Raw genomic sequence first — 26,301 nt, forward strand, 5'->3', positions numbered from 1 at the left:
GGTTCAGTCCTCCGGTGCGAGGTCGACGTGCTCGGACAGGCCGAAGGTGTGCCGCAGGGCGCTGCGGGCCGCGTGCCAGCCCGCCATGCCGTGCACACCCGGGCCGGGCGCGGACGCCTCCGAGCACAGGTACATGCCGCCGCCCATCCGCCACGGATCGGACGACAGGACGGGCCGCTTGACGAGCTGCCAGAAGCTCGCGGCCCCGGCGGCGATGTCGCCGCCGACGTAGTTCGGGTTGTACTCGCCCATCTGGACGGCCGTGCGGCTGCTCGACTGCAGGACGGTGTCGCGGAAGCCGGGCGCGAAACGCTCGACCTGCCGGACGATCGCGTCGGTCGGGTCGCCGTCGGAGCCCGCGGGCACGTGCGCGTACGCCCAGAAGACGTGCTTGCCGCGCGGGGCCCGGCTCGGGTCGACCACGGTCGGCTCGCTCCCGAGGACGTACGGGCGTTCGGCGTGCCGACCCTGTGCCACGGCGTGCTCGGCCTCGGCGATCTCCGCACGGGTGCCGCCGATGTGCACGGTGCCGGCCTTCCGCAGCTCGGTGTTGGTCCACGGCACCGGGTCGGACAACGCGAAGTCGACCTTCGCCGCCGCGTTGCCGAACCGGAAGCGGCGCAGCGCCCCGCGCTTCGGGGTGGGGATCTGCTTCCCGGCGATGTGCAGCATGCCCGGGACGCTCGTGTCGAACAGGACGGCCTTCGCCGGGGTCAGGTCGGCGAGGGACCGGACTTCGCGCCCGGTCTCGATGGTGCCGCCGTGGGCGACGAGGTCGGCGGCGAGCGCGTCGACGATCGCCTGGCTGCCCCCGATCGGCACGGGCCAACCGCGGGCGTGGGCGTAGGAGCCGAGCGACAGCGCGGCCGCGGCGGTCGACAGGGACGGCATGTGCTGGATCGAGTGCGCCGCGACGCCGGAGACCATCGCCGGTGCGACCTCGTCGCGGAACCGGGCGTTCCAGGCGGCGCTGCCCTGCTCGAGGGCGCGGAGACCGAACCGCAGGACGGTGAGCGGGTGTCGCGGGACGTGCAGCAGCGCGTCGGTGGCGAAGTCCGCGACCTGGTCGGCGCTGCCGGACAGGGGCGCCATGAGGTTCCGGAAGGCGCGGCCGTCGATGCCCAGGCCCTCGGCGGTGCGCTCGAGGTCGCGGTAGGCGATGCCGGCGCGGCCACGGTCGAGGGGGTGGCCGTACTGCACCTCGGGCAGCCGGAGCTCGATGCGGTCCTCCATGCGGAAGAGCCGGAAGAACTCGGACTGCAGCGCCATGGGGTGCACTGCGGAGCAGACGTCGTGGTGGAACCCGGGCAGCGTCAGCTGTGCCGTGCGGGCACCACCGCCGATCGTGTCGTTCCGCTCGACGACCTCGACCGACAGCCCGGCCCGCGCGAGCGTCACCGCCGCCGCGAGTCCGTTCGGTCCGGCACCGACGACCACCGCATCAACCATGTGCCCGAGCCTAGGGACCCGCGCCCCCGCGGGCGGTCAGCCGTGCCCGGCTCCCGCACTTGCCCGCCCGCACGCGCCCGTTCCTTCCCATCACGCGCGCTGTACCTGGCGGGAACGGGCGTACCGGGTGGTCCGGCGGGACCAGGTACGCCTGATCCCGCCCGGTACGCCCGGAACGACCAGGCACCTGCAGGACCTCGCAGGGTCCGTCGTCAGGGGCGTGCGGTGTCCGCGTCGGCGGGATCCGTACCGTCCTCGGCGGCGTCGCCCTCGTCGGGCTCGTCCGCATCGGCCGGCGTCGCGACCGGGGCCTCGGCGCCCGCCGGGTGCTCCGCGAGCAGCGCCGCGAAGTCCTCGTCGAGCATCTGCTGCAGACGTTCGTCGCGGCCGATCTCGTAGTCCTCGGTCGGGCGCTGCGCCCACCCGAGGCGTCCGACGACGGTCGTGCCGATGTCGTCCCACGCCCGGGCACGGGCCTGCAGCACGATGCGGTCGACGAAGCCCTGGTCGTCGCGCCGCCGGTCGAGCATGGCGGCGAGCTGCTCGTAGGTGGCCTCGCGCGTGCGGAGCTTCAGGTCGTCGCCGCGCTTGTAGTCGTGCTGGTGCTGCGAGCGCCCCCGCTTGTTGCTCGACGTGGACCGGATCTCCCGCATGCGGGCGGCGTCCCCGCGCTGCTCCTCGGCCATGCGGTGCAGTTCCTCGCGGGTGGCCTCGGCGATGACGGCGTGGTCGAAGTACCCCTGGTCGCGGAGGGCGTTCGTGATGATCCGGTTCGCCACCGCGACGGTGACGGCGGCCCTGGCGATGAGGAAGCCCTCGTCGACGGCCCGCTTCAGCTCCACCTGGCTGACCGGGCGGTCGCGAACGTCGTTCCTGGGGCGTCGTCCGAACAGGGCCATGCTCCGACGATACCGGCGTGCGGCCGTCCGTCCGCAGGAGGTCCGTCCCCGGGAGGACCCGCGGTCACACCACCGGGGGACGCGCCGCGGCAGCAGGACCCCGTAGCGTCGGGGACATGACCACCGTGCAGCACACCCCTCGGACCGGCCTCGGCACCGCGAGCCTCGTGCTCGGGGTCTGCTCGCTGCTCGCCGGGTGGACCTTCTTCGCCCCCGTCGTCGGCCTGTGCCTCGGGATCGCCTCCCGCAGTCGTGAGCCGATGGCCCGTGGCCGAGCGGGGTGGGGCATCCTCCTCAACCTCGTCGCGCTGGCGGTCTGGATCGTGGTCGGCGTGCTGCTCCTGCTCGGCGGCGCGTTCGCCGTGTGGGCGGGCGTGTCCCAGGGCCGCTGACGCAGCGTTCGTCTCGCCGGGGGCCCGGCGGAGCGCCGCCGAGGACCGTCAGGTCAACAGCCCGTACACCGCCACGTCGACCCGTCGGGGCCCGAGCGGGAGCGCGCTGCGCAGCGTCCCCTCGTGCACGAACCCGAGCCGCTCGGCCAGCGCCCGGCTCCGGACGTTGTCGACGCCGGTGCGGACCTCCACCCGGGCACTCCCCCGCTCGCGCGCGACCTCGAGCAGTGCAGAAGCGGCCCGTCGGACGATGCCGCGCCCCTCGTACCGCTCGTCGATCCAGTAGCCGAGCGACGCCTGGCCCAGGTACGGGTCGAGCGCGAGCGACACCGAGCCGACGATGCTCCCGTCCACCCGGACGACGCACGGCACCGCCCGGTCCATCGCGTACTGCCCGAGCAGCTGCTCCGTGTGCAGGACGAGCGAGTCCCGGGAGACCGGCGCCCAGGCCCACGGTTCCGCGGCCCGGAGGCGTGCGAGGTTGGCCTGCACCAGGTCGTGGACGGCGTCGACGGTGCTCAGGTCGCGCAGCGTGAGCGTGCACCCGTCGCCGAGGTCCCGTCCCGAAGCCGCCACGTGTCCGAGACTATGCACGCGGCGTGCGCGCCGTCCGGAGCCGGCCGCGCGGACACGCGGACACGCGGCCGCGCGGACACGCGGACACGCGGACACGCGGACACGCGGACACGCGGCCACGCGGCCACGCGGCCACGCGGCCACGCGATGCAGCCCGTCCGGAGCTCGCGAGCAGCGACGCGACCCCGCGGACGACGGGAGGCGCGGTGCCCACCGGCACCGCGCCTCCCGTCCGACAGGTCACCCGGTTCGCCCGGTCGACCGAGTCACCCGTCAGGGCGCCGTGATGAAGCCCTTGTCCACCATCCAGTCGAAGGCGACGTCCGCCGGCTCGCGGCCCTCGACGTCGACCTGGCGGTTCAGCTCCTGCAGCGCCTCGTCGGTGAGCTCCGGCGAGATCTGGTCGTACACGTCACGGAGCTGCGGGTACTCCTCGAGCGTCTCGGAGTCGATCACGGGTGCGACGTTGTACGCCGGGAAGAACCCGCGGTCGTCCTCGAGCACGGTCAGGCCGAGCGACTTGATGCGGCCGTCGGTCGTGAAGACCTCGCCGAAGTTGCACTTGCCCCGGTCGGTCGCGGTGTAGACCGTGCCGGTGTCGAGGATGCTGACGTTCGACGTCGGCACGCCGTTCTCGCCGGACCCGCCGAGCTCCAGGCCGTACTTCTCGAGCATCGGCTTGAAGCCGTCCGCACGCGAGTTGAACTCCGACTCGACGCAGAAGGTCCGCTGGTCGACCGGCAGCTTCGTGATGTCCGACAGCGTCTTCACGTCGTCGAGCTCGGACACCGCCTCGTCGCGCACGGCGAACGCGTAGGTGTTGTTCATCGGCGCCGGTTCGAGCCAGGTCAGCCCGTTGCCGGCGTCCTCGTCCTTGACCGCCTGCCACTGCTCGGTCTTGTCGGGGATCCCCTGCTCGTGCGCCATGAACGTCAGCCAGGCGGTACCCGTGTACTCGTACGTGAAGTCCGCGCCGTGCGAGGTCATCAGCTCGCGCACCGCGACCGACCCCGGCACGTTCGTCTCGTCGGTGACGTCGAACCCGGCCGCCTTGGCGGCGAGGACGGCGATCTTGCCGAGGACGAGCTGCTCCGTGAAGTTCTTCGACGTCACGGTCAGCTTCGCGTCGTCCGGCAGGTCGTCGATCCGCTGGATCGATCCCGGCGCGGCACCCGGCACGAAGGACGCGGCCGGCTGCAGGCCGCAGCCGGTCAGGACGAGGGCACTCGCCCCCGCGACGGCGGCGGCGGCCACCCAGCGGCGACCGGTGGACGGACGGGAGGCGCGGCGGGCGCCCGTCCCGTCGGTGCGGCGGGCGCGACGTACGCCCTGCTCGCGGGTCGTCTCGTCGGCGTGCGTCGTGTCGTCGGGCGTCATCGGAGTCCCTTCGGTCGTGCGACCGTCTCGACCACGCGGCCGATCCAGTCGATGGTCAGGGCGAGGAGCGCCACCAGGAGCGCCCCGGAGACGAGCACCTTCGGCAGGAACAGGTTCACGCCCGTGGTGATGAGGAGCCCGAGGCCACCCGCGCCGACGAAGGTCGCCAGGCTCGCGGTGCCGACGAGCAGCACCAGGGCCGTCCGGATGCCGGAGAGCATGACCGGGACCGCCAGCGGCAGTTCGACCTTGAGCAGCACGCTGAGGGCGCTCATGCCCATGCCGCGGCCGGCCTCGACGAGCCGGTCGTCGACGCTCTGCACACCGAGCATGGTGTTCCGGAGCACCGGCAGGATCGCGTAGAGCACGAGGGCGACGACCGCCGACCAGCTGTTCAGGCCGAGCCAGGCCGCGAGCAGCACGATGAGCCCGACCGCGGGGGCCGCCTGTCCGAAGTTCGCGACGGCGATGACCGTGGTGCTCGCCCTCCGGAAGGGCCCGCGGGTGAGCAGGACCCCGAGCGGGATGCCGATCACGAGCACGAGCACGGTGGCCTGGAGCGTCAGGACGAGGTGCTGTCCGGTGAGCTCGAGGATGCCCGACGGGTTGAGGGTCGAGCGCTCGGTGGCACTGAGGTCCGCGGTGTTCAGCCAGAGGACCCAGGCGGCCAGGACCACCAGGATCGCGATCGGCTGGACGAGCAGGCCCTTCCAGGGGGCGCGCTGCGCGGTGCCCGGGCCGGCTGCGGTGGGCGCGTCGGTCGCGACGGCGGTCACAGGTCCTCCCCGGACGTCGCGACCGTCGGGGCCACGGGCGAGGACGGCAGGGTCTCGATCGGGTTCGTGTTCGTACCGACCGGCGTGTACGCCTGCTCGTCCGCGGCGGCCGCACGGGACCGGGTGATGGCCTCCATGACGGTCTCGACGGTGATGACGCCGCGGAAGGCGTCACGGCGCCCGGTGACGAGCGCGGCACCGGCGCTCGAGACGAGCATGGTGTCGAGCGCGTCGTTGAGCGTCGCCCCCTCGCCCACGACGGGCAGGGCGGGGTCGATGCCCTCCGGGATGCGGTCGAGGCGCTCGAGCTGCCGCCGGGACGGCCACCCGATCGGGCGCTGACGGCGGTCGACCACGACGGCGTGCCCGTGCCGTCCGGCCTCGTCCATGCGCTGCAGGACGGCCCTCGCCTCCTCGCCCGGCGAGCAGGTCACGGCGTCGACGACGTCGACGTCCCGCACGCGGTTGAGGGTCAGCTGCTTGAGGCCGGCGCCGGAGCCGATGAAGTTCTCCACGAACTCGTTCGCCGGTTCGGCCAGGATCCGCTCCGGGGTGTCGTACTGCACGATGTGCGCACCCTCGGTGAAGATCACGATCCAGTCGCCCAGCTTCACGGCCTCGTCGAAGTCGTGGCTGACGATGACGATCGTCTTGTGCAGTTCCTCCTGGATGCGCAGGAGCTCGTCCTGCAGGCGCTGCCGGGTGATCGGGTCGACGGCGCCGAACGGCTCGTCCATCAGCAGGACGGGCGGGTCCGCGGCGAGCGCCCGGGCGACACCGACGCGCTGCTGCTGGCCGCCGGAGAGCTCGCGGGGGAAGCGGTCGCGGTAGGTGGCCGGGTCGAGCGAGACCAGGTCGAGGAGCTCGTCGACGCGGGCGGCGATCTTCTCCTTCGACCAGCCGAGCATCTTCGGGACGATCCCGATGTTCGCCGCGACGGTCATGTGGGGGAAGAGGCCGCCGGCCTGGATGACGTAGCCCATGCGTCGGCGGAGCTCGTCGGCGTCGATGCCGGTGACGTCCTCGTCCCCGACGACGATGCGGCCCTCGGTGGGTTCGATGAGCCGGTTGATCATCTTCAGCGTGGTGGTCTTGCCGCAGCCGGACGGGCCGACGAGCATGACGATCTTGCCGGCCGGGATCTCGAGCGTGATGCCGTCGACGGCGGGCTTCTGCTGGCCCGGGTACCGCTTGGTGACCTCGTCGAGCAGGATGCTGCGGCCGGTGACGTCGCCCTCGGGGGCGGTGGTGGTGGCGGAGTCAGTGCTGGACACGGATACCTCTCGGGGTGGTCAGGCGGCCGAGGCCGATGAGGAGCAGGTCGAGGACGAAGGCGAGCAGGACGACCCCGACCACCCCGACGACGACGGAGTTCAGGGCGTTGGCGCCGCCGAGGCGGGACAGGCCGGAGAAGATGAAGCCACCGAGGCCGGGGCCGAGCGCGTAGGCGGCGATCGCGGCGATGCCCATCACCATCTGCGCGGACACCCGCACGCCGCTCAGGATGATCGGCCACGCCATCGGCAGTTCGACCTGCAGCAGGGTGCGCATCCGGCTCATGCCGATCCCCCGCGCCGACTCGACGACCGTCGGCGGGATCTCGGCGAGGCCGACCACCGCGTTCCGCAGGATCGGCAGCGTGGCGAAGAACACGACCGTGACGACGGACGGCACGACGCCGAACCCGAGCGGCACGATGAGCAGACCGATCACGGCGAACGACGGCAGGGTCAGCCCGACGGCGGACACCCCGTTCGCGATCGAGGTCAGCTGCGGACTGCGGTAGACGAGTGCTGCGAGCACCACGGCGATGAGCGTGGCGAGCACGGTGCACTGGACGACCAGTGAGAAGTGCTGCCACGACGAGAACCAGATCTGGTCCCATCGCTCCACGACGTACTGGAACACGGTTGGGCGCCCCTCCCTGGTCGGCCGAACGCCCCACCGGACGGGGCACGAACTCGACCGACCGTACGCAGGGGTCGGGGTACTTGACCAACGGCAAACGTCCGATCCGTGCAGTTCCTGCAATTTCGCGCAGGAAGAAACCCCAGTTCAGCGGGCGAGGGAGCGGTGTCACCTGGGAGAACGGTAACGATGTCGAGCAGCGGTCGGCTACTGCGGGATCCTGCCCGCAGCGAGGACGACCCGCCGCACGGGGTACGACGGGTCGTCCGGTGGGACCCGGGACGGTCCGGCTCCCCGATCAGGCCGGCAGGGGGACGCGTCGGGCGGCGACCCGCTCGGCCTCGTGCACGGCGACCCGCTCCGCGGTGAGGAGCAGCGACGCGACCTCGGCAGCGCTCCGCCCGGGCCGGTCGTTCCAGGTGGTGAGGTCGCGGACCCGGGCCATCCGGACGTCCGGCGCCGGGCACCAGACCACCGGTCGCCCCTCGTCGGCGGCCAGGGCGTGCCACACCAGGTCGAGGGCCCGCTGCACCGGCTGCGAGTGCACGACCTGCGGGCCACCCGCCGCCGAGACGACGGCCCCCACCAGGCAGGCGGCGACGAGCGGTCGGCCCTGGGCGGCGAGCGCCGCAGCACTCGACGCCTTGCGCAGGCGTCCGTGCTCGTCGAGGTAGGCGAACCAGGAGTGTTGGATCCACCCCTGCTCGACGACGCCCCGTGCGCCGCTGAGCAGCCGTTGCAGGTCGTCGAGCTCGTGCAGGTGGGCGACCAGCCGTCGGTCGCGGGCTGCCGCGCGCCGGACGGCCAGGCGGTCGAGCAGACCGCGGAGACCGGTGCGACGGACGGCGTCGGGTCGGGCGGACGGGGCGGGAGAGGCGTCGGTGTCGACGTCGTGCGGGACGCGGAACTCGAGGGTCATCAGGCCCCTCCGATCTCCAGTGCACGGACAGGTGAGGGAACGGTAACCCCTGCGGGCTCAGCCGTCCAGCACCGCGTCGATCGCCCGGGCCGCGACCGTCCGGAACGCGTCGTCGTCCGTCACGGCGAGCGCCGACGCGATCGACACGGCCCACCCGCGCGCCCGGGTCCAGGTGGCGGGGTCCGCGTCGACGAGCGACGCGAACGTCCGCCCGCCGGCGTCGTCGAGCGTCAACCACCGGGTGGCGAGGTCGACCGCCGGGTCGCCCGCGGTCAGGTCACCGAAGTCGACCACGGCCGACAGGCGTCGGTCACCGAGCGGCGTCGGCTCGACGAGCAGGTTGAACGGGTGCAGGTCGCCGTGCACCCAGACGGGAGGCCCGACGTGCGTCGGCGCACCGGCAGCGGTCCGCCAGAGCGTGGCCAGCTCCACGGCGCGGGGCACGTCGTCCGTCGCCAGTCGCGTCGTCACGGCCTCGCTCCGCGTCGCGAGCGGGACGGCGCGGACCGGGTTCGCGGGGGCGTCCGCCGGTGCCGGCACGTGCAGGCGTGTCACGACGGCGGCGAGGTCCCGTGCCACCCGGACGCCCTGGGCCTGCTCGCCGGCCGGTCGCCCGGGCAACCACGGCACGATGCTCCACGCCCAGGGGTAGCCGAACGCGGGACGGCCGGTGCGGACGGGCTCCGGGACGGGTGCGGCGTCCCCCACCAGCGCAGCGATCGTCGGCAGCCACCGCTGCTCGTGCTCGACGAGGGTGGCGGCCGCGGCGCGGCGGGGCAGCCGCACGGCCAGGGCGTCACCGGCACGGACCACGACGTTGTCCCAGCCGTTCGCCACGACCCGCAGGGGCAGGTCGGCGAGGTCCGGGTGCTGGTCGCGGAGCAGTGCGACGACCAGCTCGACGTCGACGTGGAACTCGGCCGCCGGGGTGCCCATCGGGCCAGGGTACGACGTCGTCGTCATCCCCGCGAAGTGGGGCTGCTGCGGAAACGTACTCCTTGGTATCCTCCAAGAGAAGCGACGTGGGTGTCCCTGGGGGGACCCGCGTCGCTCAGACCTCCCCGGGGCCCTCCGGCCGGATGATCGCCACGAGTCGAGGCACCTCGGCCCGGGTCCGTTCGGTCGCCATCGCCGACAGCAGCATCGTCCAGAGCTCCTGCAGCCGGTCGTACAGGTCCGCCCGGTCGTGCAGCATGTCCGACACCATCTGCACACCGGCGACGGCGGGGCTCACGACGTGCCCGACGAGCTCCGGGTCCCACGACGGGTCGACCTCGCCGACCTCGATCGCCCGGCGGATGATGTCGGCCGTGTGGTCCACCCAGCGGCCGAACGGGTGCTCGCGCGGGATCTCCCGGGCGTTCGGGTCCGCGGCGAGCCGGAGCCCGGCACGCACCACGACCTCCCGCGTCATCTGCGTCGCCACGCCCTGCGACATCCACATCAGGGACTCCAGCGGCGATGCCGAACGCGTGGCGGCGACCTCCGCGTAGTGCCGGGAGATCTCGTCCTGCCGGGCGATCACCGCGCTGGCGATGTCGGCCTTCGACCGGAAGTGGAAGTACAGCGCCCCCTTGGTCATGCCGGCACGCTCCGCGACGCCGTCCATCGACGCGCCGAGGTAGCCGCGCTCGTCGAACTCGGCCGCCGCGGCCTCGATGAGGGCCGCGCGCGTCGCCACCGCCCGCTCCTGCCTGATCCGGCCGTCCTGCGCCATGTGCTCGATGGTAGCCAGCCGGCCCCGCCCGGAGGAGGCCCTCAGGGGACCCCCCGAGCGCTGCCGTACCGTGACCGGCATGGACGGATGGCGGGACCCGCGGCGCTGGGTACGGGTGGGACGGTGGCTGCTGCTGCCGATCGCCGTGCTCGACTGGGTGGCCCTCACCCCGCAACCGGTCGTCGTCATCGCCTTCCTGCTCGCCGTGGCCGGCATGGCCGGCATGGCCGCAGCCCTCGTCGTGCGGATGCTGCACCGGTCCCGTGGCGCGATGGCGGGCCTCGGCGTGGTGCTGCTCCTCGGGGGACTCGTGGTCCTCGGGCTCGACCCCTTCCCCGGCACGGTGCCGTTCCTCGACCCGTGGTGGCCGGACGCGATCACGCAGCCGCAGGTCGTCGGCAGCGCCTACTGGAAGACCGCCGGCCTCGGGGTCGAGCTCGCCGGCTTCGCGCTCCTGGCCACGCTGCTCGTCGCGGCCGCCACCGGACGACCGGCGCCCCGCGGCCACTGACGCCGCAGCACGTCCACCCGGAGGGGCACCCGCCCCCGGCTCCGCGCGGTCAGGTGCGGGCGAGCACCACGACGGCGACGTCCGCGCCGTCGCCACCGACGGGGACGAGCGACCGGACGTGCGCGACGAGGTCCTCGGGGTGGGCCACCGCCAGCGCTCCGAGCCCCTGCACGTCCCCGACGCCGTCGAGCGCCAGCGCGCCGTCGGTCGCCAGCACCACGCGGTCCCCCGGCCCGAGGTCCAGCGCGCCGACCGTGCGCGGCACGGTGTCCGGCTGCAGGCCGATCGGCAGGTCCGACGGCCGCAGCGCGGCCACCGTCCCGTCGGCCCGCACGAGCAGCGCCGGACCGTGCCCGGCGTCGACCCACTCGGCGTGACCCGTCGTCGGGTCGAGGCGCACGTGCAGGAGCGACCCGACGGCACCGCCGGCCGACAGGTCGGGGGCGAGCTGCGCCTCCAGGCCGGCGAGCGCGTCGTGCAGCGGCAGGTCCGTGCGGGCGACGACGGCGGCACGGACCGACGCCGCGAGGAGCGCCGAGGCCCGACCGCCCGCGGTGACCGTGCCGATCGTGGCCTGGACGGACCCGTCCGCGGCGGTGCGCCAGTCGACCAGGTCGCCCCCGTCCTCGTCCGGCTCGAGGAACCCGTCGACCGCGGCTCCCCCGGTCGTGACCGGGTCGGGCACGAGCCCGGTGAGGACACGTCGTACCCGGCCCCGCTCGATCGAGTGGCCGAGCTCGCGCTCCGCCCACCGGGCGAGGTCCCCGAGGAGCGCGAGGTCCTCGTCGGAGAACACCCGCGGCTGCGCGTCCATCACGCACAGCGTCCCGACCCGCGTGCCGTCGGACATCGTCAGCGGTGCGCCGGCGTAGAACCGGACCCCGTACTCGGTCACGGCGGGCGTGTCGGCGAAGCGGAGGTCGAGGAGCGTGTCCGGGACGACCATCGGCTCGGGGGTGAGCACCGTCGTCGCGCAGAACTGCCCGGTCGCCGGCACGCTCGTGCCCTGCTGGAACCCGAACGTCGACTGCGTGGTGACGAGGTCGTGGTGGACGAGGTTGAGGAAGGTCAGCGGGACGCCGAACGCCTCGTGCGTCATGCGGGTGATGCGGTCGAAGCGCTCCTCGGGCCCTGATCCGAGTACCTCGAGCGCCTCGATCACCGCAGTGCGGCGGGCCGCACCGTCGAGATGGTTGGTCACCCCTCCTGTGTACCCGCACCACCGGCGAGGAACCAGTCCCGCGGGTGGGGGTCAGCCGTCAGCTCGCGTCGCTCGGACACCGGGGCCGCCCAGGCCGCCGCGTTCGCGAGCACCCGCTGGATGTCCGGGTGGTGGTAGACGGGGTACTCCTGGTCGCCCGGCGAGAAGTAGAAGACCCGGCCGAGTCCCCGGCGGTAGGCGACACCGGAGCGGAAGACCTCGCCGCCGGCGAAGGTCGACAGGAAGACCTCCTCGTCGGGGCGCGGGATGTCGAAGTACTCGCCGTACATCTCCTGGCGGTCGATGACGATCGGGTGCGGGACGCCGGCGGCGATCGGGTGCTCGGGTGCGATCGTCCAGACGAGCTCGCGCTCTCCGTCGTTCCGCCACTTCAGCGAGCACGTCGTGCCCATCAGCCGGGTGAACGGCTTCGAGTAGTGCCCCGAGTGCAGGACGACCAGGCCCATCCCGGCGTGCACGGCCTCGACCACGCGGGTGACGACCTCGTCCGACACGTCCTGGTGCGCGACGTGTCCCCACCAGAACAGCACGTCCGTCTCCGCCAGGCGCTCGGCGGTCAGACCGTGCTCGGGCTCCTGCAGCGTGGCGGTGCCCACCGATGCCTCGGGGTGGTGCTCCCGGAGCGCGGCGGCGATCACGGTGTGCATGCCGTCCGGGTAGTGCCCGAGCACGGTCGCGTCACCGCGGCTCTCGTGCACGTTCTCGTTCCAGACGACGATGTTCAGGGGACGGCTCTCGGTCGGCGCTGACATGCCCCCGACGCTACCCGCTCCCCTGGTCGAATCGATACGACCGGCGGTGTGTCGGGGGTGTCGGGGGTTCTCCCGGACGGGTGCGCGACCATGTCGGCATGACCCCTCGCTCCCTGTTCCGTGCCGCCGCGGTGGCCGAACTCGTGACCTGGACACTGCTGATCGCCGGGATGGTGCTGAAGTACGGGCTGGACGCCGGCGACCTGGGCGTGCGCATCGGCGGGAGCATCCACGGGTTCGTGTTCCTGGCGTACCTCGTGGTGACGACGGTCGTCGCGGTGAACCAGCGCTGGTCGGTCGGGGCGCTCGTGCTCGGGTGGGCGAGCGCCGTCGTGCCGTACGCGACCGTGCCGTTCGAGGTCGCGGTCGCCCGGCGCGGCATGCTCGAGGGCCCCTGGCGACGGACCGCCGACGAGCGGTCCGGGGTCTGGGACCGCCTGCTCTTCTTCGTGGTGCGTCGGCCCGGGGTGTCGGTGGCGATCGGGGTCGTGGCGGTCGCGCTGGTGTTCTCGGCGCTGCTGGTCGTCGGTCCCCCGGTCCCCAAGGGCTGACGCGGCGCCGCCCTCGGCCGACCCGGTCGCACGACTTGCCGCCCGCGATCGTCCTGGTCGCACGACTTGCCGCTCACATCCGGCGGCGACGGCATGTCCTGCGACCAAGACAGGGTCTGAGCGCGACCGCGTGACGGACGGGAGGCGCGGTGCCAGCCGGCACCGCGCCTCCCGTCCGTCGTCGGTGCGCGCCTAGAGCGCGGCCAGCGCCTCGTTCAGGGTGGCCGACGGACGCATCACGGCGTTCGTCTTCGCCGCGTCCGGGCGGTAGTAGCCGCCGATGTCGGCCGGCTTGCCCTGGACCGCCACCAGCTCGTCGACGATCGTCTGCTCGTGCTCGTCGAGCTGCGCCGCCAGGCCCTGGAACGCCGCTGCGAGCTCGGTGTCCTCGGTCTGCCGGGCGAGCTCGTCGGCCCAGTACTTCGCCAGGTAGAAGTGGCTGCCGCGGTTGTCGATCGACCCGAGCTTGCGGCCGGGCGACTTGTCCTCGTCGAGGAACGTCCCCGTGGCACGGTCGAGCGTGTCCGCCAGCACCTTCGCCCGTGCGTTGCCCGTCACACCCGCGAGGTGCTCGAGCGACACCGCGAGCGCGAGGAACTCACCCAGGGAGTCCCAGCGCAGGTAGTCCTGCTCGACCAGCTGCTGCACGTGCTTCGGGGCCGAGCCGCCGGCACCGGTCTCGAACAGCCCGCCGCCGCCCAGGAGCGGGACGACGGAGAGCATCTTCGCCGAGGTGCCGAGCTCCATGATCGGGAACAGGTCGGTGAGGTAGTCGCGGAGCACGTTGCCCGTCACCGAGATGGTGTCCTCGCCGCGACGGATGCGCTCGAGCGAGAAGCGCATGGCGTCCTCGGGCGCCATGACCTCGATCTGCAGCCCGTCGGTGTCGTGCTCGCCGAGGTACTGCCGGACCAGCCCGATCAGGTTCGCGTCGTGCGCGCGCGTCTCGTCCAGCCAGAACACGGCGGGAGAACCGGTGGCACGGGCGCGCGTGACGGCGAGCTTCACCCAGTCGCGGATCGCCACGTCCTTCGTCTGGCAGGCACGCCAGATGTCGCCCTGCTCGACCTCGTGCTCGATGACCGTCTCACCGGAGCTCGTGACGACGCGGACCTTCCCGTCGCCGGGGAGCTCGAAGGTCTTGTCGTGCGAACCGTACTCCTCGGCCTTCTGCGCCATGAGCCCGACGTTCGGCACGGAGCCCATGGTCGACGGGTCGAAGGCGCCGTTCGCGCGGCAGTCCTCGATGACGGCCTGGTAGATGCCGGCGTAGCTCGAGTCGGGGATGACCGCGAGGGTGTCGTGCTCCTCGCCGTCCGGGCCCCACATGTGGCCGGAGGTGCGGATCATCGCGGGCATCGAGGCGTCGACGATGACGTCGCTCGGCACGTGCAGGTTGGTGATGCCCTTGTCCGAGTCGACCATCGCGAGCTCGGGGCCGGCGTCGATCCCGTCGGCGAACGCCTGCGTGATCTCCGCGCCGTTCGGCACGCTGTCGAGCCCGGCGAGGATCGAGCCGAGGCCGTCGTTCGGGTTGAGCCCGGCGGCGGCGAGGTCGGCCCCGAAGCGCTCGAACACGCTCGGGAAGAACGCGCGGATGACGTGGCCGAAGATGATCGGGTCGGAGACCTTCATCATCGTGGCCTTGAGGTGCACCGAGAACAGGACGCCCTGGTCCTGCGCGGCACGGATCTGGTCCTGCAGGAACGCCTCGAGCGCGCGGACGTGCAGGACGGTGCCGTCGACGACCTCGCCCGCGAGGACGGGGATCGACTGCTTGAGCACGGTGGTGTCGCCGTCGGCGGCCACGAACTCGATCGTCAGGGTGTCGTCGGCGGGGGCGATCCACGACTGCTCGTTCGAGCGGAAGTCGTCCTTGCCCATCGTCACGACGTTGGTCCGCGACTCGTGGCTCCAGGCGCCCATGCGGTGCGGGTGCTTGCGGGCGTAGTTCTTCACCGACAGCGGCGCGCGGCGGTCGGAGTTGCCCTCGCGCAGGACCGGGTTGACGGCGCTGCCCTTGACGCGGTCGTAGCGGGCCCGGACGTCGCGCTCCTCGTCGGTGGTGGGCTCGTCGGGGTAGGCGGGCAGGTCGTAGCCCTGCGCCTGGAGCTCCTTGACCGCCGCCTTGAGCTGCGGGATCGAAGCCGAGATGTTCGGCAGCTTGATGATGTTCGCCTCGGGCGTCCCCGCGAGCTCGCCGAGCTCGGCCAGGGCGTCGTCCAGGCGCTGCTCGTCGGTGAGCCGCTCCGGGAACTGGGCGATGATCCGACCGGAGAGCGAGATGTCGCGGGTCTCGACGTCGACCCCCGCGGTGCGCGCGAACGCCTCGACGACCGGCAGGAACGAGTGGGTGGCGAGGAACGGTGCCTCGTCCGTGAGCGTGTAGATGATCTTGGCCATGCTGGCGGGTACTCCCTTGTTCGACCGTGCCGGACCTCGGTCCGTCCACGGTACTCGCGGCGCGGTTTCTCTCGACGTCAAGATACCCGGTCGGGCCCTGCCGTGGAGTCGGGTCAGATCGTGATCCGGAACACCCGGACCCCGGCGGCCCGCAGCCCGGCGGTCCCGAGGCGGGTCCGCATGCTCCGGAAGGGGCGCTTGAAGCCCGAGCGGGCCGAGGCCACGCCGATCTGGTGGAGCACCTCGGACGTCAGCGTCCGCTCGACCTTCGGGGCGAGCCGGGTCACCCCCGAGACCGTGATGACGATGCGCACGGCGTTCGGCGCGAGCAGCGGCGCGGTGAGCTCCGCGGCCTCCTGCGCCCGGTGGAACGCGGGGTCGTCGCCCGGTCGGCGGATCGCGATCACCGCGAGGTCGGCATCGGCGTGCTCGTGGGGATCGGGGAGGTCGTCCACCCCGACGACCCGCATCCTGGCGGCGTCGACGCCCGCACGGACGGCCGACGCCCGGAGGACGGGGAGCAGTTCCTGGGTGCCGGCGAGCACGACCTCGGCGGTCGCGAGGTCGATGGGTTCGTGGCGTTCCCGCGGCGTTCGGGCCATGGCGCAGGTCCTTCCGGTCGCTGGTCTCGGACACTACCGACGCGACGTCCAGCTTTCACGCAACCGCGGTGACACGTCAGCGGACTGTCAGCCGTTCGGTAACGGGAAGATCACGATCACCCCTGTACAAAGCGACAGACTCGTGCAGAATGGTCTGCGGCCATGACGACGACACACGACACCGACCAGCAGCAGCCGGAGACCCCGGTCGTGCACCTGTCCCGTCGCGCTGCCCTCGAGGCCGAGCGCGCAGCGGCCGGCAAGGCAGCGCGTCGCACCCGCGCTCCCCGCCCGTCCCGCTCGGACGCGGCCCCGGCGGTCGCGACCGTCTCCCCCGCACCGGCGCCCGGCCGAGCACCCGAGTCGTCGGCCGCTCCGGCTCCGGCTCCGGCTCCGCACACCGTCCCGGTCGCTGCGCGGTCGGGACGTCGCACGACCGAGGCCCGGGCCACCACCGAGCACGTCGACGCGCGGATCACCCGGGTCGTCCGTCGACGGAGTGCCGCGCTGCCGGTCGCCGCGACGCCCGCGGCACGTGCAACGCGCCCGTCCCGCTCGCACCGCGCGAGCCGCATCACGCTGACCAGCGCCGCTGCCGCACTCGCGATGTTCGCCGCGTCCGCGATGCCCGCCCACGCCAGCGCCGGCACCTCGTCAGCGACGTCCACGCTCGCGCCGCAGGTCCGCACCCAGGACTACGCGGTCACCCAAGCGGTCACGGCGGCCGCCCTCGACCGCGACGACTTCACGGTCGGCGGCGGGCAGCAGGTCGTCGTCGCCGGTGACGGCGGTGCCGAGGGCGCGGTGTCGTACGGTGGCGAGGTCCGCTCGCCGTTCCCCGGCCCGGTGCGCATGAGCTCCGGGTTCGGGTACCGCTCCGCTCCGTGCGCCGCGTGCTCCTCGCTCCACCAGGGTCTCGACTTCAACCCGGGCATGGGCGCCCCGATCGGCGCTGTCGCCGCCGGCACCGTCCGCGTCTCGGGCACGTACTTCTCGTACGGCACGACGGTGATCATCGACCACGTGATCGAGGGCCGCCGGGTCTCGACCCTGTACGGGCACATGATCCCCGGGTCGTCGCCGCTGCGGGCCGGCGACACCGTCGAGGCCGGCCAGTTCATCGGCAGCGTCGGCTCCTCCGGCGTCTCGACGGGCGCACACCTCCACCTCGAGGTCCTGATGGACGGTGTCACGCCGATCGACCCCGAGGCCTGGCTCGAGGCCCGCATCGGCCGCTCGCTCACGATCTGACCCGAGCACGACCCGACCCGGGCTCGATCCGACCCGGGCGACCCGGCGGATCGTCGGGACCGCTGACGTCCCGGTCCGTGCACCCCGGACCCACAGCACTCGTGCAGCACCGGCGCGGCGGCGTCCCAGCATGGCTGTACAGGATCACAGCATGGACGATCACCACAGACCGCCCGCCCGGCGCCGACCCACGGTGGTGTCCCGCTGATGGACGCCGACACCTGGATCGCCTTCGGGCTCGTCATCCTCTTCGTGCTCGTCGGCGGTGTCTTCGCCGCAGCGGAGATCGCCCTCGTCTCGCTCCGCGAGTCACAGCTGCAGCAGCTCGAGCGACGCGGCTCCCGCGGAGCCCGGGTCGCCGCGCTCGGGCGTGACCCGAACCGCTTCCTGTCCGCCGTGCAGATCGGCGTGACCGTCGCCGGGTTCTTCTCGGCCGCGTACGGTGCGTCGTCGATCGCACCGGACGTCGCGCCGCTGCTGTCCGGCCTCGGACTCGACCAGGGGGCGGCCGAGGCCGTCGCCCTCGTCCTGATGACCCTGGTCATCGCCTACCTGTCGCTCGTGTTCGGCGAGCTCGTGCCGAAGCGCCTCGCCCTGCAGCGCGCCGAGGGCTTCTCGATGGCCGTCGCGCCGACGCTCGACCGGTTCGCGACCGCGATGCGCCCGGTGATCTGGGTGCTGTCGAAGACCACGAACGGCGTGGTCCGGCTGCTCGGTGGCGACCCGGACGCCCGCAGCGAGTCGATGAGCACCGAGGAGCTCCGCGGTCTGGTCGAGGACCACGACGCCATCGACGCGCAGGGCCGCCGCATCGCCCGCAGCGCCCTCGACGCCGGCGACCGGATCCTCCGCGAGTCGATGCGCCCCTGGTACGACGTCTCGACCATCGACGCCTCGCTCAGCATCGCCGACGCGACCGACCACGCCATCGAGGTCGGCCACACCCGGTACCTGGTCACCGAGGGCTCGCGGGACGACGTCGCGGGCTTCGTGCACCTCCGCGACCTGCTCCGCCCGACCGACCCGACGGCACCCGTCTCGACGCTCGTGCGCCCCGTGCTCGCGCTGCCGGAGACGAAGTCGCTGTCGAGTGCCATCGCGGACATGCGCACCGAGGGACACCAGATCGCGCTCGTGGTGGACGAGTACGGCGGCAGTGCGGGCATGGTCACGCTCGAGGCGCTGCTCGAGGACCTCGTCGGCCGCATCAGGGACGAGTACGACCCGCCGGCCGCCGAGTCCGACGGGATCGACGGTGCGACCGTGCTCGAGGACCTCGCGGCCGACGGCGGTCCGCTGCTGCCGGACGGCGACTACGAGACCGTCGGCGGGCTCGTGCAGGTGCACCTCGACCGCGTGCCCGAGGTCGGTGACGTGGTCGAGACCGGCGAGCACCGCCTCGAGGTCACCGAGATGGACGGGCACCGGGTGGCGCGTGTGCGCGTGACTCCCCGAGCGGCGGACGCCGCCACGGCGGCGCCGGCGGCCACCGAGCCGGTGCACGCGGTCTCGCCCGTCTCCTAGCCGGGCCACCACCGGACGGGAGGCGCGGTGCCGACCCGCACCGCGCCTCCCGTCCGTCACGGGTACCGCCGGTGCCTGTCGTCGCGACGGTGCCGCCACGTACGCTCGTGCCATGGGTATCGACGTGCGCAACGAGATCCGTGACTTCCTGTCCTCGCGGCGGGCGCGGCTCACCCCCGACGAGGTCGGCATGCCGTCGTTCGGCGGCGGCGTCCGCCGGGTGCCCGGTCTGCGTCGGCACGAGGTCGCGATGCTCGCCGGGGTGAGCGTCGACTACTACACGCGGCTCGAGCGCGGCTCGCTCAAGGGCGTCTCGGACAGCGTGCTCGAGGGACTCGCGGGCGCACTGCAGCTCGACGAGGACGAACGGACGCACCTGTTCGACCTCGCCCGTCTGGCCAACGCCGGCGTCAAGGTGATGCACCGGAACGTACCGACGCGTGTCCGACCGGGCGTGCAGCGCCTGCTCGACGCGATCACCGGCGCGCCCGCGTGGGTGCGGAACGAGCGCGGCGACGTCGTCGCGACGAACGAACTCGGCCGGGCTCTGTACGCGCCGATGTTCGCGGGCCCCGGGCGCCCCGTGAACACCGCACGGTTCACGTTCCTCGACCCGGCCGCGCGCGAGTTCTTCCCCGACTGGGCGGCCACCGCGCGCGAGGCCGTCGCCGTCCTCCGCGCCGCGGCCGTCGCGAACCCCTGCGAGCCCGGTCTCGTGACGCTCGTCGGCGAGCTCTCCACACGGAGCGAGGAGTTCCGCGGCTGGTGGGCTGCCCACGACGTCCGGGTGCACCGACGGGGCGGCAAGCGCATCGCGCACCCCGTCGTCGGGGAGCTGCAGCTGGACTTCGAGGCGCTCGAGCTCGTCGCCGACCCGGGCCTGACGATGTTCACCTACTCGGCGGAGCCGGGCAGCGAGTCCGAGCGGTCGCTCGCGCTGCTGGGGACCTGGGCCGCGACGGAGCGGTCCGAGCGGCTTGCCGCCGTGCGTGCGGGCGAGGCCGAGCTGGACGACTGACGGGCTGACCGGACGACCGCCGTGGTCAGCGGTCGGTCGTCACGGCGCGGTCGGTCCTGCGGGTCCTTCGGGGCGAGGGGCGCCGTCGGTGCCGTCGGTGCCGTCGTCGCTCCCGAGCGTGTCGACGAGCGAGTCCACGCGGAGCCGGTCGATGCGCAGTTCCTTCTCGGTCGCGGTCAACCGCAGCACGCGGATCGCGGCGAACACGAGCACGATGAGTGCGACGACGAGCACGAGCAACAGCAGCACGACCGCCAGGTAGACGATGCTGACGACGGCGAATCCCCCGGAGACCATGCGACGACGCTAGCAGGGAGCGTTCGTAGGGTGGGGCCGTGACGAGGATGCCGGTGGACGAGGACACAGCGGCGCTCCTGCGACGACACCGCCGCCCGGAGCCGACGTTCGTCCGTGCGGTCGCGGGGTCCCTGGCCGATGCCCGCACCGTGCGCGAGGAACGGCCTGGTCCGGTCTCGTACGTGCCCGCGGACCGGCAGGTCGTCTCCGACGGGGACGCCGACGCGGTGCTGCTCACCTTCCCGAGCATGGACACCGTCGCCGGGCTCGCACGGCCCGAGGACGGCCGGGTCGTCGTCCTCGCGCGCGACCCGGACCGGCTCCGCACCGGCTGGCTCGCCGAGTACGCGTCCGCGGTGGTCGCCGCCGAGGCGGACACGCTGCCGACGGTCGAGCGGCTGGCGACGCTCGTCGGGCCGTCCGTCGAGGTCGTGCGCCTCCCGGTGCCGTTCACCTGCGTGGACGGCTTCGGCGAGGGCTACTACGCGCGACCCGAACGGCTCCTCGACGCCGATGTCCGCGCCGCCGACCCGGCGTGGAGCCTGGTCGACGACCTCACCGCTCGCCGATCGGTCGCCGCCCTGCGGAGCGCGCTCGCGTCGGGCGAGTGGGACAGCCGGTACGGGGCACTCCGCCGGCGGCCCGCGCTCGACGGGTCGGTCGTCCTGCTGCGGCCCACTCCGTGACTCCCTGACCGGGTCGACGACGACTCCCCGACCGGGTCGACGACGCGACACGCCCGGCTTGACACGCCGTCGTAGGCTGGGACCGTGAGTCAGCAGGAGGTGGTCGGCGCGCAGAGCGCCGGCATCAGGGCGTGACGCCCCCGGCTGTGCCGTCCGGCACGGCCGCGTCCGTCGAACCCTGACCACACCTCCGCCCGTGCGGCGCGCACCCGCGCCCGGGCCCGTCGAGAGCGACCACACCGTGCTGCCCATCAGCGAGAAGACCATCCGTTCGTCCTTCGTCAACGCCTCCCGCAAGGAGGTCACCGACCTGACCCTGCCGACCGACCTCGAGACGCTGGACTGGGAGTCGCTCGACTTCCTCGGCTGGCGCGACCCGAAGACCGCGCGCCGCGCCTACGCCGTCGTCCCGACGCTCGAGGGCGACCTCGTCGGCATCCTGTTCCGGCAGGCCGAGGCGTCGCCGCGTGCACGGGCGCAGTGCTCGTGGTGCCAGGACGTCAAGCTGCCCAACGACGTCGTCTTCTACGCCGCCAAGCGCTCGGGGAAGGCCGGCCGGAACGGCAACACCGTCGGTACCCTCGTCTGCCAGGACTTCCAGTGCTCCCGCAACGTCCGACGCCCGGTGCCCCCGGCGTACGAGGGCTACGACGTCGAGGCCGCCCGGGTCCGCCGGATCGAGGACCTGCAGCTCCGGATCGCGTCCTTCGCCGCCGACCTCTGAGCCCGCCGAACCCGCGGGACGCGACCTTGGCGGATGCTCGCAGCGCTGTACCGCTGCGAGCATCCGCCGACGTTGCGTCCTGCGGAGGAGCCCCGGGAAACCCCGGCGTAACGCGCGGTCCCTAGGGTGTGGCGGGTGGACCTCCGCGACTTCGACTCCGCCCCCGCCGACGACGCCCGACGGACCGCCCTGCACTGGGCAGCGGTGCCGGCGTGGGCCGACGCCCTGGTGGCCGCTCGACCGTTCCGCACCGTGCCGGCCCTGGTCGCAGCGGCAACCGAGGCGGCGGCGCAGTGGACCGCGGCGGACCTCGACACCGCCCTCGCCGAGCACCCCCGCATCGGCGAGCGCACCACCGAGGCGTCGTCGGCCCGCGAGCAGGGCGCGATGGCGACGGCGGCGGACGACGTCGCAGCGGCCATCGCCCGCGGGAACGCCGCGTACGAGGACCGGTTCGGCCGGGTGTTCCTCGTGCGTGCCGCCGGGCGGACGCCGGAGGAACTCCTCGCCGAGCTCGAGCGGCGACTCGCGGGGGAGCCGGACGCCGAGGTGGCCGAGGCAACCGCCGCCCTGGCCGACATCGCCGTGCACCGGATCCGAGCGACCTTCGGCGTCCCGCACCTGACCACGCACGTGCTCGACGCCCGCACCGGCACCCCGGCCGTCGGTGTCGCGCTGACACTGCGCACCCCCGAGGGCGAGGTCCTGGCCACGGGGGAGACGGACGGGGACGGGCGTGCGGGGCTCGGACCGGACGTGCTGCCCCGTGGGGACCTGGAGCTGCGGTTCGACACCGGCGCCCACCACCGCGCCGCCGGGGTCCCGACCTTCCACCCGTACGTCGTCGTCGCGTTCACGGTGACCGGGACCGACCACCTGCACGTGCCGCTGCTGCTCAGCCCCTTCGCCCACAGCACCTACCGCGGCAGCTGACCAGGCGGTCGCCCGGCGCCCGGCGCCCGGCGCCCGGCGCCCGGCGCCCGGCGCCGAGTCTCGCCCAGGCGGACACGTTCGTGGTCCCACGACCGCGAACGTGTCCGCGGAGCCGAGTCTCGCTGGAGCCGCGGCGGCGCGGCGCGGCGGCGGCGCGCGGCGGCGGCGCGCCCGGCGCGGCACGCCCGCGCGGCGCGCGCCGCGTCAGGACCGGCCGCCGCCGACCGTCGCGACCGGCGCCGTCGAGCGCACCGCGTCGTACGACCCCACGGTGGGGTCGGCGCCGTAGCGCTCCCGCAGCCCGCGCGACCCGAGCAGCAGGTTGAGCAGGATCGCGGCGATCGCTCCGGCCGAGATGCCCGAGTCGAACACGAGCGTGAACCACGTCGGGAACGCCCCGTAGATCTCCGGCGCGACGGTCGGCAGCAGCGCGATCGCGAGCGGCAGCGCCACGACGAGCACGTTCCGGTTGTCGAACCGCACCTTGGAGAGCGTCCGGATGCCGCTCGCCGCGACCATGCCGAACAGGGCGACCCCGGCACCGCCGAGCACCGCGTGCGGCACCGCCTCGACGACCGCTGCGACCTTCGGCACGAGCCCGAGCACGACGAGCATGCCGCCGGCGGCCGTCGCCACGTACCGCGAGCGCACCCCGGTCAGGGCCACCAGCCCGACGTTCTGCGCGAACGCCGTGTACGGGAACGTGTTGAAGACCCCGCCGAGCACGGTACCGAGGCCGTCGGCCCGCAGTCCGTCGGCCAGCGTGCGGCGCGACACCGGACGGTCGACGACCTCGCCGACGGCCACCATGTCGCCCGTGGTCTCGGTCATGATGACGAGCCCGACGACGAGCATCGACACGATCGACGCGAGGTCGAACGTCGGCAGCCCGAAGTGGAACGGCGTGACGACGGCGAACCAGGCGGCGTCGCCGATCCCCGACCCGTCGACCATGCCGGGGACGAACAGCGCCGCGACGGTGCCGAGGACGAGCCCGAACAGCACCGAGACCCGCGCGAGCCCGCGCGGCGCGAAGCGCTCGACGAGCACGACGGCCAGCAGCACGCCGGCCGCGAAGGCCACGTCGAGCGGATCGGCAGCGCCGTCCTCCCCACCGTCGGTGATCCACCCGGCGGCGACGCTCGTGAGCGAGACGCCGATGATCAGGATCACGGTGCCGGTGACGATCGGCGGGAACAGCCGCACGAGCTGCGAGAACCACGGCGCCACGAGCACCATGAACACCCCGCAGGCGATCGTCGCCCCGTAGACCGCGGTGATGCCGTGCGCACTGCCGATCGCGATCATCGGACCGACTGCGGCGAAGGTCACGCCCTGCACGAGCGGCAGGCGGACCCCGAAGCGCCAGAAGCCGACGGACTGCACGATCGTCGCCAGCCCGGCGACGAACAGGTCGGCGCTGATCAGGAAGGCCAGGTCGGCCCGGTCGAACCCGAGCGCCCCACCGACGATGAGCGGGACGGCGACCGCCCCGGCGTACATCGCCAGGACGTGCTGCAGGCCCAGCGGCAGGAGCCGACCGAGCGGCGGGACCGTGTCCACCCCGTCCGGTCCGGTGGTCGTGCGTGGTGGTGTCGTGCTGGTCATGGTGCCCCCGTCGCGGTGCCGGTCACGTGTCACCTCGACGCTAGGGAGCCCCTGTTTCCGCCCCGTGACGAGCTCGGGTCGCGCGCGTCACGCACCGCGGCCCCGGAACGCGCGTTCCGGAGTGACCGCCGACACCGAGACGGACGGGAGGCGCGGTGTCGGCCGACACCGCGCCTCCCGTCCGTCTCCTGGTCGCGTCAGCGACCGATGGACGACATGTCGGGGTACCGGTCCCCGGTCGGTACGGGCAGCGCCGACAGGCGCGCGAGCTGGTCGGCGGAGAGCGTCACGTCGGCGGCGCCCACGTTCTCCTCGAGCCGTGAGACCCGCTTGGTGCCGGGGATCGGCACGACGTCGTCGCCCTGCGCGAGCAGCCAGGCGAGCGCCACCTGACCGGGCTTCGCGCCGACCTCGTCGGCGATCGCCGTGACGGCGTCGACGATCCGCATGTTCTCGGTGAACGCCTGCTCTGCGAAGCGGGGGTTCTGGCGGCGGAAGTCGTCCTCGTCCAGGTCGGACGGCTTCGTGATCGCGCCGGTCAGGAAGCCGCGGCCGAGGGGCGAGTACGGCACCAGGCCGATGCCGAGCTCGCGGAGGGTGTCGAGCACGTCGCCCTCCGGGTCGCGCGTCCACAGCGAGTACTCGCTCTGGAGCGCGGTGATCGGGTGCACGGCGTGCGCCCTGCGGATCGTGGCGGCGCTCGCCTCGGAGAGCCCGATGTGGCGGATCTTGCCCTCCTGCACGAAGCCGGCGAGCTGTCCGACCACGTCCTCGATCGGGACGGCCGGGTCGACGCGGTGCTGGTAGTAGAGGTCGATGTGGTCGGTGCCGAGGCGGCGGAGCGAGCCCTCGAGCGCCTCGCGGACGGACTCGGGTGCGCTGGAGATGCCGCGCTGCTGCGTGGGGGTCTGCTCGCCGGCCTCGTGCCGGTAGAGGCCGAACTTGGTGGCGATCACGACCTGGTCGCGGCGGTCGCCGAGGGCACGACGGAGGAGCTCCTCGTTCGTGTACGGGCCGTAGGCCTCGGCGGTGTCGAAGAGCGTGACGCCGAGGTCGATCGCGCGGTGGATCGTGCGGATCGACTCGTCGTCGTCGGTGCCGGCGCCCGTGTAGAAGGCGCTCATGCCCATGGTGCCGAGGCCGACGGAGCCGACCTCGAGGTCTGCGAGCTTGCGTGTCTGCATGGGTGCAGGTCTACTCCTGCCGGCACCTCGTCAGGGAGGTACCGGCACAGCTACGCTGAGGGCACGGACAGTGTCCGCGACGGAAGGGGAACGTCATGACCGTGGTCTGGATCGTCATCGGCCTCGTGGTGGTCGTCGCCGCCCTGCTCGTCGTGCTCGAGGTGCAGAACGCCCGGCGTCGGAAGGCCCTGGCGCACCTGGAGCCCGTCGACCCGCGCGTCGGGGAGCGCGCGATGTCCGAGGCATCGGGGGAGCACGCGATCATCGAAGGCGTGGCGAAGTCGGCGCACCCGGGGATCAGCGGCGCCGGGGGCGGCCCGCTCGGCTGATCTGCCCGACCGGGCGGTTGCAGGTTCCGCTGCACGGTGTTGCACTCGACACCGGACGCGCTCGTGCGGTTCCTCCAACGGGATCGGACGCACAGCCCGGCACTGGTGTGATCGACCCGTGAACCTGTACCTCCGGCTCTTCCTCCTCGGCCTGCGCCTCCGGCTGGCCGCCCTGCGACCGGGGCGGCGCCCCTCGCTGTGGGACGAGGCCCACACGCCCTTCCGCGTGCTGCCGACGGACCTGGACACGCTGCGGCACGTGAACAACGGCCGGTACCTGACGCTGATGGACCTCGGCCGCTACGACCTGCTGTACGGGTCCGGCTTCTGGCAGGAGTCCGCCCGCCGCGGCTGGTACGCCGTCGTCGCTGCGCAGACGATCACGTACAAGCGCTCCCTGACGCTCGGGGAACGGTTCACCCTGCACACCCGGGTGCTCGGCGTCGACGAGCGCGCCGTGTACATGGAGCAGACCTTCGTCCGGCAGGGCGCGGTCGTCGCTCGGGCGGTCGTCCAGGCACGGTTCCTGCGGCGCGAGGGCGGCCAGGTGACGCCCGAGGACGTGGTGGCCGCGGCGGGCGGCGCGGCGCGGGACCTCACGCTGCCCGGCTGGGTGCACGAGTGGGCCGACGCCGTGCGGATCAGCAGCGGCGGCGGCGTTCGCTGACCGGTCCGCCCGCGGCCGCGGTGCCC

Annotated in this window: 28 protein-coding genes and 1 pseudogene; 12 read left to right on the forward strand and 17 right to left on the reverse strand. The window is 73.2% G+C overall.

From position 1 onward, the window contains the following. Positions 1-3: 3 nt before the first annotated feature. Positions 4-1,449: an NAD(P)/FAD-dependent oxidoreductase gene (locus M3666_RS14550; RefSeq protein ID WP_251155591.1), complete on the reverse strand. Its 1,446-nt coding sequence runs from the start codon at positions 1,447-1,449 to the stop codon at positions 4-6. Positions 1,450-1,661: 212 nt separating this feature from the next. Continuing rightward, positions 1,662-2,348, reverse strand: a complete 687-nt coding sequence (locus tag M3666_RS14555; RefSeq protein WP_066657291.1) for a hypothetical protein — start codon at positions 2,346-2,348, stop codon at positions 1,662-1,664. A 116-nt stretch (positions 2,349-2,464) separates the two neighbouring features. On the opposite strand from M3666_RS14555, the gene M3666_RS14560 reads away from it, so the two are divergent. Beyond that, entirely contained in the window at positions 2,465-2,740 is a 276-nt protein-coding gene (locus M3666_RS14560) for a hypothetical protein (RefSeq protein ID WP_209684843.1), read from the forward strand. 48 nt (positions 2,741-2,788) lie between these two features. On the opposite strand, the gene M3666_RS14565 is transcribed toward M3666_RS14560, so the two are convergent. The 8 genes from M3666_RS14565 to M3666_RS14600 form a co-directional block, all read right to left on the reverse strand. Further along, a complete protein-coding gene (locus M3666_RS14565; RefSeq protein ID WP_251155592.1) occupies positions 2,789-3,316 on the reverse strand; it encodes a GNAT family N-acetyltransferase in 528 nt (175 codons plus the stop codon). A gap of 273 nt (positions 3,317-3,589) precedes the next feature. Beyond that, entirely contained in the window at positions 3,590-4,693 is a 1,104-nt protein-coding gene (locus M3666_RS14570) for a glycine betaine ABC transporter substrate-binding protein (RefSeq protein WP_081985153.1), read from the reverse strand. After that, positions 4,690-5,469, reverse strand: a complete 780-nt coding sequence (locus M3666_RS14575) for an ABC transporter permease (RefSeq protein ID WP_374109592.1) — start codon at positions 5,467-5,469, stop codon at positions 4,690-4,692. The genes M3666_RS14570 and M3666_RS14575 overlap by 4 nt, the downstream gene beginning before the upstream one ends. After that, entirely contained in the window at positions 5,466-6,743 is a 1,278-nt protein-coding gene (locus M3666_RS14580) for an ATP-binding cassette domain-containing protein (protein WP_251155593.1), read from the reverse strand. The genes M3666_RS14575 and M3666_RS14580 overlap by 4 nt, the downstream gene beginning before the upstream one ends. Further along, positions 6,730-7,377: an ABC transporter permease gene (locus tag M3666_RS14585; protein ID WP_251155594.1), complete on the reverse strand. Its 648-nt coding sequence runs from the start codon at positions 7,375-7,377 to the stop codon at positions 6,730-6,732. The genes M3666_RS14580 and M3666_RS14585 overlap by 14 nt, the downstream gene beginning before the upstream one ends. Positions 7,378-7,675: 298 nt before the next feature. Continuing rightward, a complete protein-coding gene (locus M3666_RS14590; protein WP_251155595.1) occupies positions 7,676-8,296 on the reverse strand; it encodes a hypothetical protein in 621 nt (206 codons plus the stop codon). Between the two features lie 57 nt (positions 8,297-8,353). Further along, positions 8,354-9,232 carry an aminoglycoside phosphotransferase family protein gene (locus M3666_RS14595; protein ID WP_251155596.1) on the reverse strand — a complete coding sequence of 293 codons (879 nt, stop codon included), beginning with the start codon at positions 9,230-9,232 and terminating at the stop codon, positions 8,354-8,356. 115 nt (positions 9,233-9,347) lie between these two features. After that, entirely contained in the window at positions 9,348-10,013 is a 666-nt protein-coding gene (locus M3666_RS14600) for a ScbR family autoregulator-binding transcription factor (RefSeq protein ID WP_066657319.1), read from the reverse strand. 79 nt (positions 10,014-10,092) lie between these two features. Between M3666_RS14600 and M3666_RS14605 the strand changes: the two genes are divergently transcribed. After that, positions 10,093-10,524 (forward strand): hypothetical protein, encoded by a 432-nt coding sequence (locus M3666_RS14605; RefSeq protein ID WP_251155597.1) that lies wholly within the window; start codon positions 10,093-10,095, stop codon positions 10,522-10,524. Positions 10,525-10,573: 49 nt separating this feature from the next. Here M3666_RS14605 and M3666_RS14610 read toward each other — a convergent pair whose 3' ends face one another. Together M3666_RS14610 and M3666_RS14615 are read right to left on the reverse strand one after the other, a co-directional pair. Continuing rightward, positions 10,574-11,725, reverse strand: a complete 1,152-nt coding sequence (locus tag M3666_RS14610) for a GAF domain-containing SpoIIE family protein phosphatase (RefSeq protein ID WP_251155598.1) — start codon at positions 11,723-11,725, stop codon at positions 10,574-10,576. Further along, complete coding sequence (locus M3666_RS14615; protein ID WP_200884121.1) at positions 11,722-12,498, reverse strand: ThuA domain-containing protein; 777 nt, start codon at positions 12,496-12,498, stop codon at positions 11,722-11,724. The genes M3666_RS14610 and M3666_RS14615 overlap by 4 nt, the downstream gene beginning before the upstream one ends. A 98-nt stretch (positions 12,499-12,596) precedes the next feature. Between M3666_RS14615 and M3666_RS14620 the strand changes: the two genes are divergently transcribed. Further along, on the forward strand, positions 12,597-13,049 hold the full coding sequence (locus M3666_RS14620) for a DUF3817 domain-containing protein (protein WP_209684836.1): 453 nt from the start codon (positions 12,597-12,599) through the stop codon (positions 13,047-13,049). A gap of 192 nt (positions 13,050-13,241) precedes the next feature. Here M3666_RS14620 and M3666_RS14625 read toward each other — a convergent pair whose 3' ends face one another. Continuing rightward, positions 13,242-15,452, reverse strand: coding sequence for an NADP-dependent isocitrate dehydrogenase (locus tag M3666_RS14625; protein ID WP_251155599.1), 2,211 nt, complete (start codon positions 15,450-15,452; stop codon positions 13,242-13,244). A 113-nt stretch (positions 15,453-15,565) separates the two neighbouring features. Continuing rightward, on the reverse strand, positions 15,566-16,054 hold the full coding sequence (locus tag M3666_RS14630; RefSeq protein WP_251155600.1) for a hypothetical protein: 489 nt from the start codon (positions 16,052-16,054) through the stop codon (positions 15,566-15,568). 162 nt (positions 16,055-16,216) lie between these two features. Between M3666_RS14630 and M3666_RS16875 the strand changes: the two genes are divergently transcribed. From M3666_RS16875 to M3666_RS14645, 3 genes are all read left to right on the forward strand, one after another. Next, positions 16,217-17,305: a M23 family metallopeptidase gene (locus tag M3666_RS16875; RefSeq protein WP_285841412.1), complete on the forward strand. Its 1,089-nt coding sequence runs from the start codon at positions 16,217-16,219 to the stop codon at positions 17,303-17,305. Between the two features lie 207 nt (positions 17,306-17,512). Next, positions 17,513-18,829: a hemolysin family protein gene (locus M3666_RS14640; protein ID WP_251155601.1), complete on the forward strand. Its 1,317-nt coding sequence runs from the start codon at positions 17,513-17,515 to the stop codon at positions 18,827-18,829. A gap of 112 nt (positions 18,830-18,941) precedes the next feature. Next, positions 18,942-19,847: a helix-turn-helix transcriptional regulator gene (locus tag M3666_RS14645; protein ID WP_209684832.1), complete on the forward strand. Its 906-nt coding sequence runs from the start codon at positions 18,942-18,944 to the stop codon at positions 19,845-19,847. Between the two features lie 39 nt (positions 19,848-19,886). On the opposite strand, the gene M3666_RS14650 is transcribed toward M3666_RS14645, so the two are convergent. Then, positions 19,887-20,144 carry a hypothetical protein gene (locus M3666_RS14650; RefSeq protein ID WP_251155602.1) on the reverse strand — a complete coding sequence of 86 codons (258 nt, stop codon included), beginning with the start codon at positions 20,142-20,144 and terminating at the stop codon, positions 19,887-19,889. Positions 20,145-20,191: 47 nt separating this feature from the next. Between M3666_RS14650 and M3666_RS14655 the strand changes: the two genes are divergently transcribed. The 4 genes and pseudogenes from M3666_RS14655 to uraH all read left to right on the forward strand — a co-directional run bounded on the left by M3666_RS14655 (position 20,192) and on the right by uraH (position 22,487). Next, the gene (locus tag M3666_RS14655; RefSeq protein WP_251155658.1) at positions 20,192-20,830 is read left to right on the forward strand and encodes an SAM-dependent methyltransferase; all 639 of its coding nucleotides are present in this window, start codon (positions 20,192-20,194) and stop codon (positions 20,828-20,830) included. A 241-nt stretch (positions 20,831-21,071) separates the two neighbouring features. Further along, entirely contained in the window at positions 21,072-21,554 is a 483-nt protein-coding gene (locus tag M3666_RS14660) for an FBP domain-containing protein (RefSeq protein ID WP_209684830.1), read from the forward strand. Positions 21,555-21,689: 135 nt separating this feature from the next. Then, a pseudogene (uraD, locus tag M3666_RS14665) lies at positions 21,690-22,148 on the forward strand (2-oxo-4-hydroxy-4-carboxy-5-ureidoimidazoline decarboxylase); the annotation flags it as partial. Next, positions 22,149-22,487 carry a hydroxyisourate hydrolase gene (gene uraH, locus M3666_RS14670; protein WP_251155659.1) on the forward strand — a complete coding sequence of 113 codons (339 nt, stop codon included), beginning with the start codon at positions 22,149-22,151 and terminating at the stop codon, positions 22,485-22,487. A 204-nt stretch (positions 22,488-22,691) separates the two neighbouring features. On the opposite strand, the gene M3666_RS14675 is transcribed toward uraH, so the two are convergent. Together M3666_RS14675 and M3666_RS14680 are read right to left on the reverse strand one after the other, a co-directional pair. Continuing rightward, on the reverse strand, positions 22,692-24,095 hold the full coding sequence (locus M3666_RS14675) for a nucleobase:cation symporter-2 family protein (protein ID WP_251155603.1): 1,404 nt from the start codon (positions 24,093-24,095) through the stop codon (positions 22,692-22,694). A gap of 197 nt (positions 24,096-24,292) precedes the next feature. Next, complete coding sequence (locus M3666_RS14680; RefSeq protein WP_251155604.1) at positions 24,293-25,279, reverse strand: aldo/keto reductase; 987 nt, start codon at positions 25,277-25,279, stop codon at positions 24,293-24,295. Between the two features lie 95 nt (positions 25,280-25,374). On the opposite strand from M3666_RS14680, the gene M3666_RS14685 reads away from it, so the two are divergent. After that, a complete protein-coding gene (locus M3666_RS14685) occupies positions 25,375-25,608 on the forward strand; it encodes a hypothetical protein (RefSeq protein WP_066657355.1) in 234 nt (77 codons plus the stop codon). A 118-nt stretch (positions 25,609-25,726) separates the two neighbouring features. Beyond that, on the forward strand, positions 25,727-26,275 hold the full coding sequence (locus M3666_RS14690) for an acyl-CoA thioesterase (protein WP_251155605.1): 549 nt from the start codon (positions 25,727-25,729) through the stop codon (positions 26,273-26,275). The last annotated feature ends 26 nt before the right edge of the window (positions 26,276-26,301 follow it).

It is taken from the genome of Curtobacterium sp. ODYSSEY 48 V2, assembly GCF_023712625.1.
Taxonomy (GTDB): Bacteria; Actinomycetota; Actinomycetes; order Actinomycetales; family Microbacteriaceae; genus Curtobacterium.

What these genes read in the sequence shown, in the direction of transcription:
- M3666_RS14590 (WP_251155595.1), bottom strand. Translation starts at nt 8,296, where the DNA reads ATGACCCTCGAGTTCCGCGTCCCGCACGACGTCGACACCGACGCCTCT.
- M3666_RS14615 (WP_200884121.1), bottom strand. Translation starts at nt 12,498, where the DNA reads ATGTCAGCGCCGACCGAGAGCCGTCCCCTGAACATCGTCGTCTGGAAC.
- M3666_RS14620 (WP_209684836.1), top strand. Translation starts at nt 12,597, where the DNA reads ATGACCCCTCGCTCCCTGTTCCGTGCCGCCGCGGTGGCCGAACTCGTG.
- M3666_RS14550 (WP_251155591.1), bottom strand. Translation starts at nt 1,449, where the DNA reads ATGGTTGATGCGGTGGTCGTCGGTGCCGGACCGAACGGACTCGCGGCG.
- M3666_RS14685 (WP_066657355.1), top strand. Translation starts at nt 25,375, where the DNA reads ATGACCGTGGTCTGGATCGTCATCGGCCTCGTGGTGGTCGTCGCCGCC.
- M3666_RS14600 (WP_066657319.1), bottom strand. Translation starts at nt 10,013, where the DNA reads ATGGCGCAGGACGGCCGGATCAGGCAGGAGCGGGCGGTGGCGACGCGC.
- M3666_RS14560 (WP_209684843.1), top strand. Translation starts at nt 2,465, where the DNA reads ATGACCACCGTGCAGCACACCCCTCGGACCGGCCTCGGCACCGCGAGC.
- M3666_RS14645 (WP_209684832.1), top strand. Translation starts at nt 18,942, where the DNA reads ATGGGTATCGACGTGCGCAACGAGATCCGTGACTTCCTGTCCTCGCGG.
- M3666_RS14605 (WP_251155597.1), top strand. Translation starts at nt 10,093, where the DNA reads ATGGACGGATGGCGGGACCCGCGGCGCTGGGTACGGGTGGGACGGTGG.
- M3666_RS14555 (WP_066657291.1), bottom strand. Translation starts at nt 2,348, where the DNA reads ATGGCCCTGTTCGGACGACGCCCCAGGAACGACGTTCGCGACCGCCCG.
- M3666_RS14630 (WP_251155600.1), bottom strand. Translation starts at nt 16,054, where the DNA reads ATGGCCCGAACGCCGCGGGAACGCCACGAACCCATCGACCTCGCGACC.
- M3666_RS14595 (WP_251155596.1), bottom strand. Translation starts at nt 9,232, where the DNA reads ATGGGCACCCCGGCGGCCGAGTTCCACGTCGACGTCGAGCTGGTCGTC.
- M3666_RS14570 (WP_081985153.1), bottom strand. Translation starts at nt 4,693, where the DNA reads ATGACGCCCGACGACACGACGCACGCCGACGAGACGACCCGCGAGCAG.
- M3666_RS14655 (WP_251155658.1), top strand. Translation starts at nt 20,192, where the DNA reads ATGCCGGTGGACGAGGACACAGCGGCGCTCCTGCGACGACACCGCCGC.
- M3666_RS14625 (WP_251155599.1), bottom strand. Translation starts at nt 15,452, where the DNA reads ATGGCCAAGATCATCTACACGCTCACGGACGAGGCACCGTTCCTCGCC.
- M3666_RS14640 (WP_251155601.1), top strand. Translation starts at nt 17,513, where the DNA reads ATGGACGCCGACACCTGGATCGCCTTCGGGCTCGTCATCCTCTTCGTG.
- M3666_RS14680 (WP_251155604.1), bottom strand. Translation starts at nt 25,279, where the DNA reads ATGCAGACACGCAAGCTCGCAGACCTCGAGGTCGGCTCCGTCGGCCTC.
- M3666_RS16875 (WP_285841412.1), top strand. Translation starts at nt 16,217, where the DNA reads ATGACGACGACACACGACACCGACCAGCAGCAGCCGGAGACCCCGGTC.
- M3666_RS14675 (WP_251155603.1), bottom strand. Translation starts at nt 24,095, where the DNA reads ATGACCAGCACGACACCACCACGCACGACCACCGGACCGGACGGGGTG.
- M3666_RS14650 (WP_251155602.1), bottom strand. Translation starts at nt 20,144, where the DNA reads ATGGTCTCCGGGGGATTCGCCGTCGTCAGCATCGTCTACCTGGCGGTC.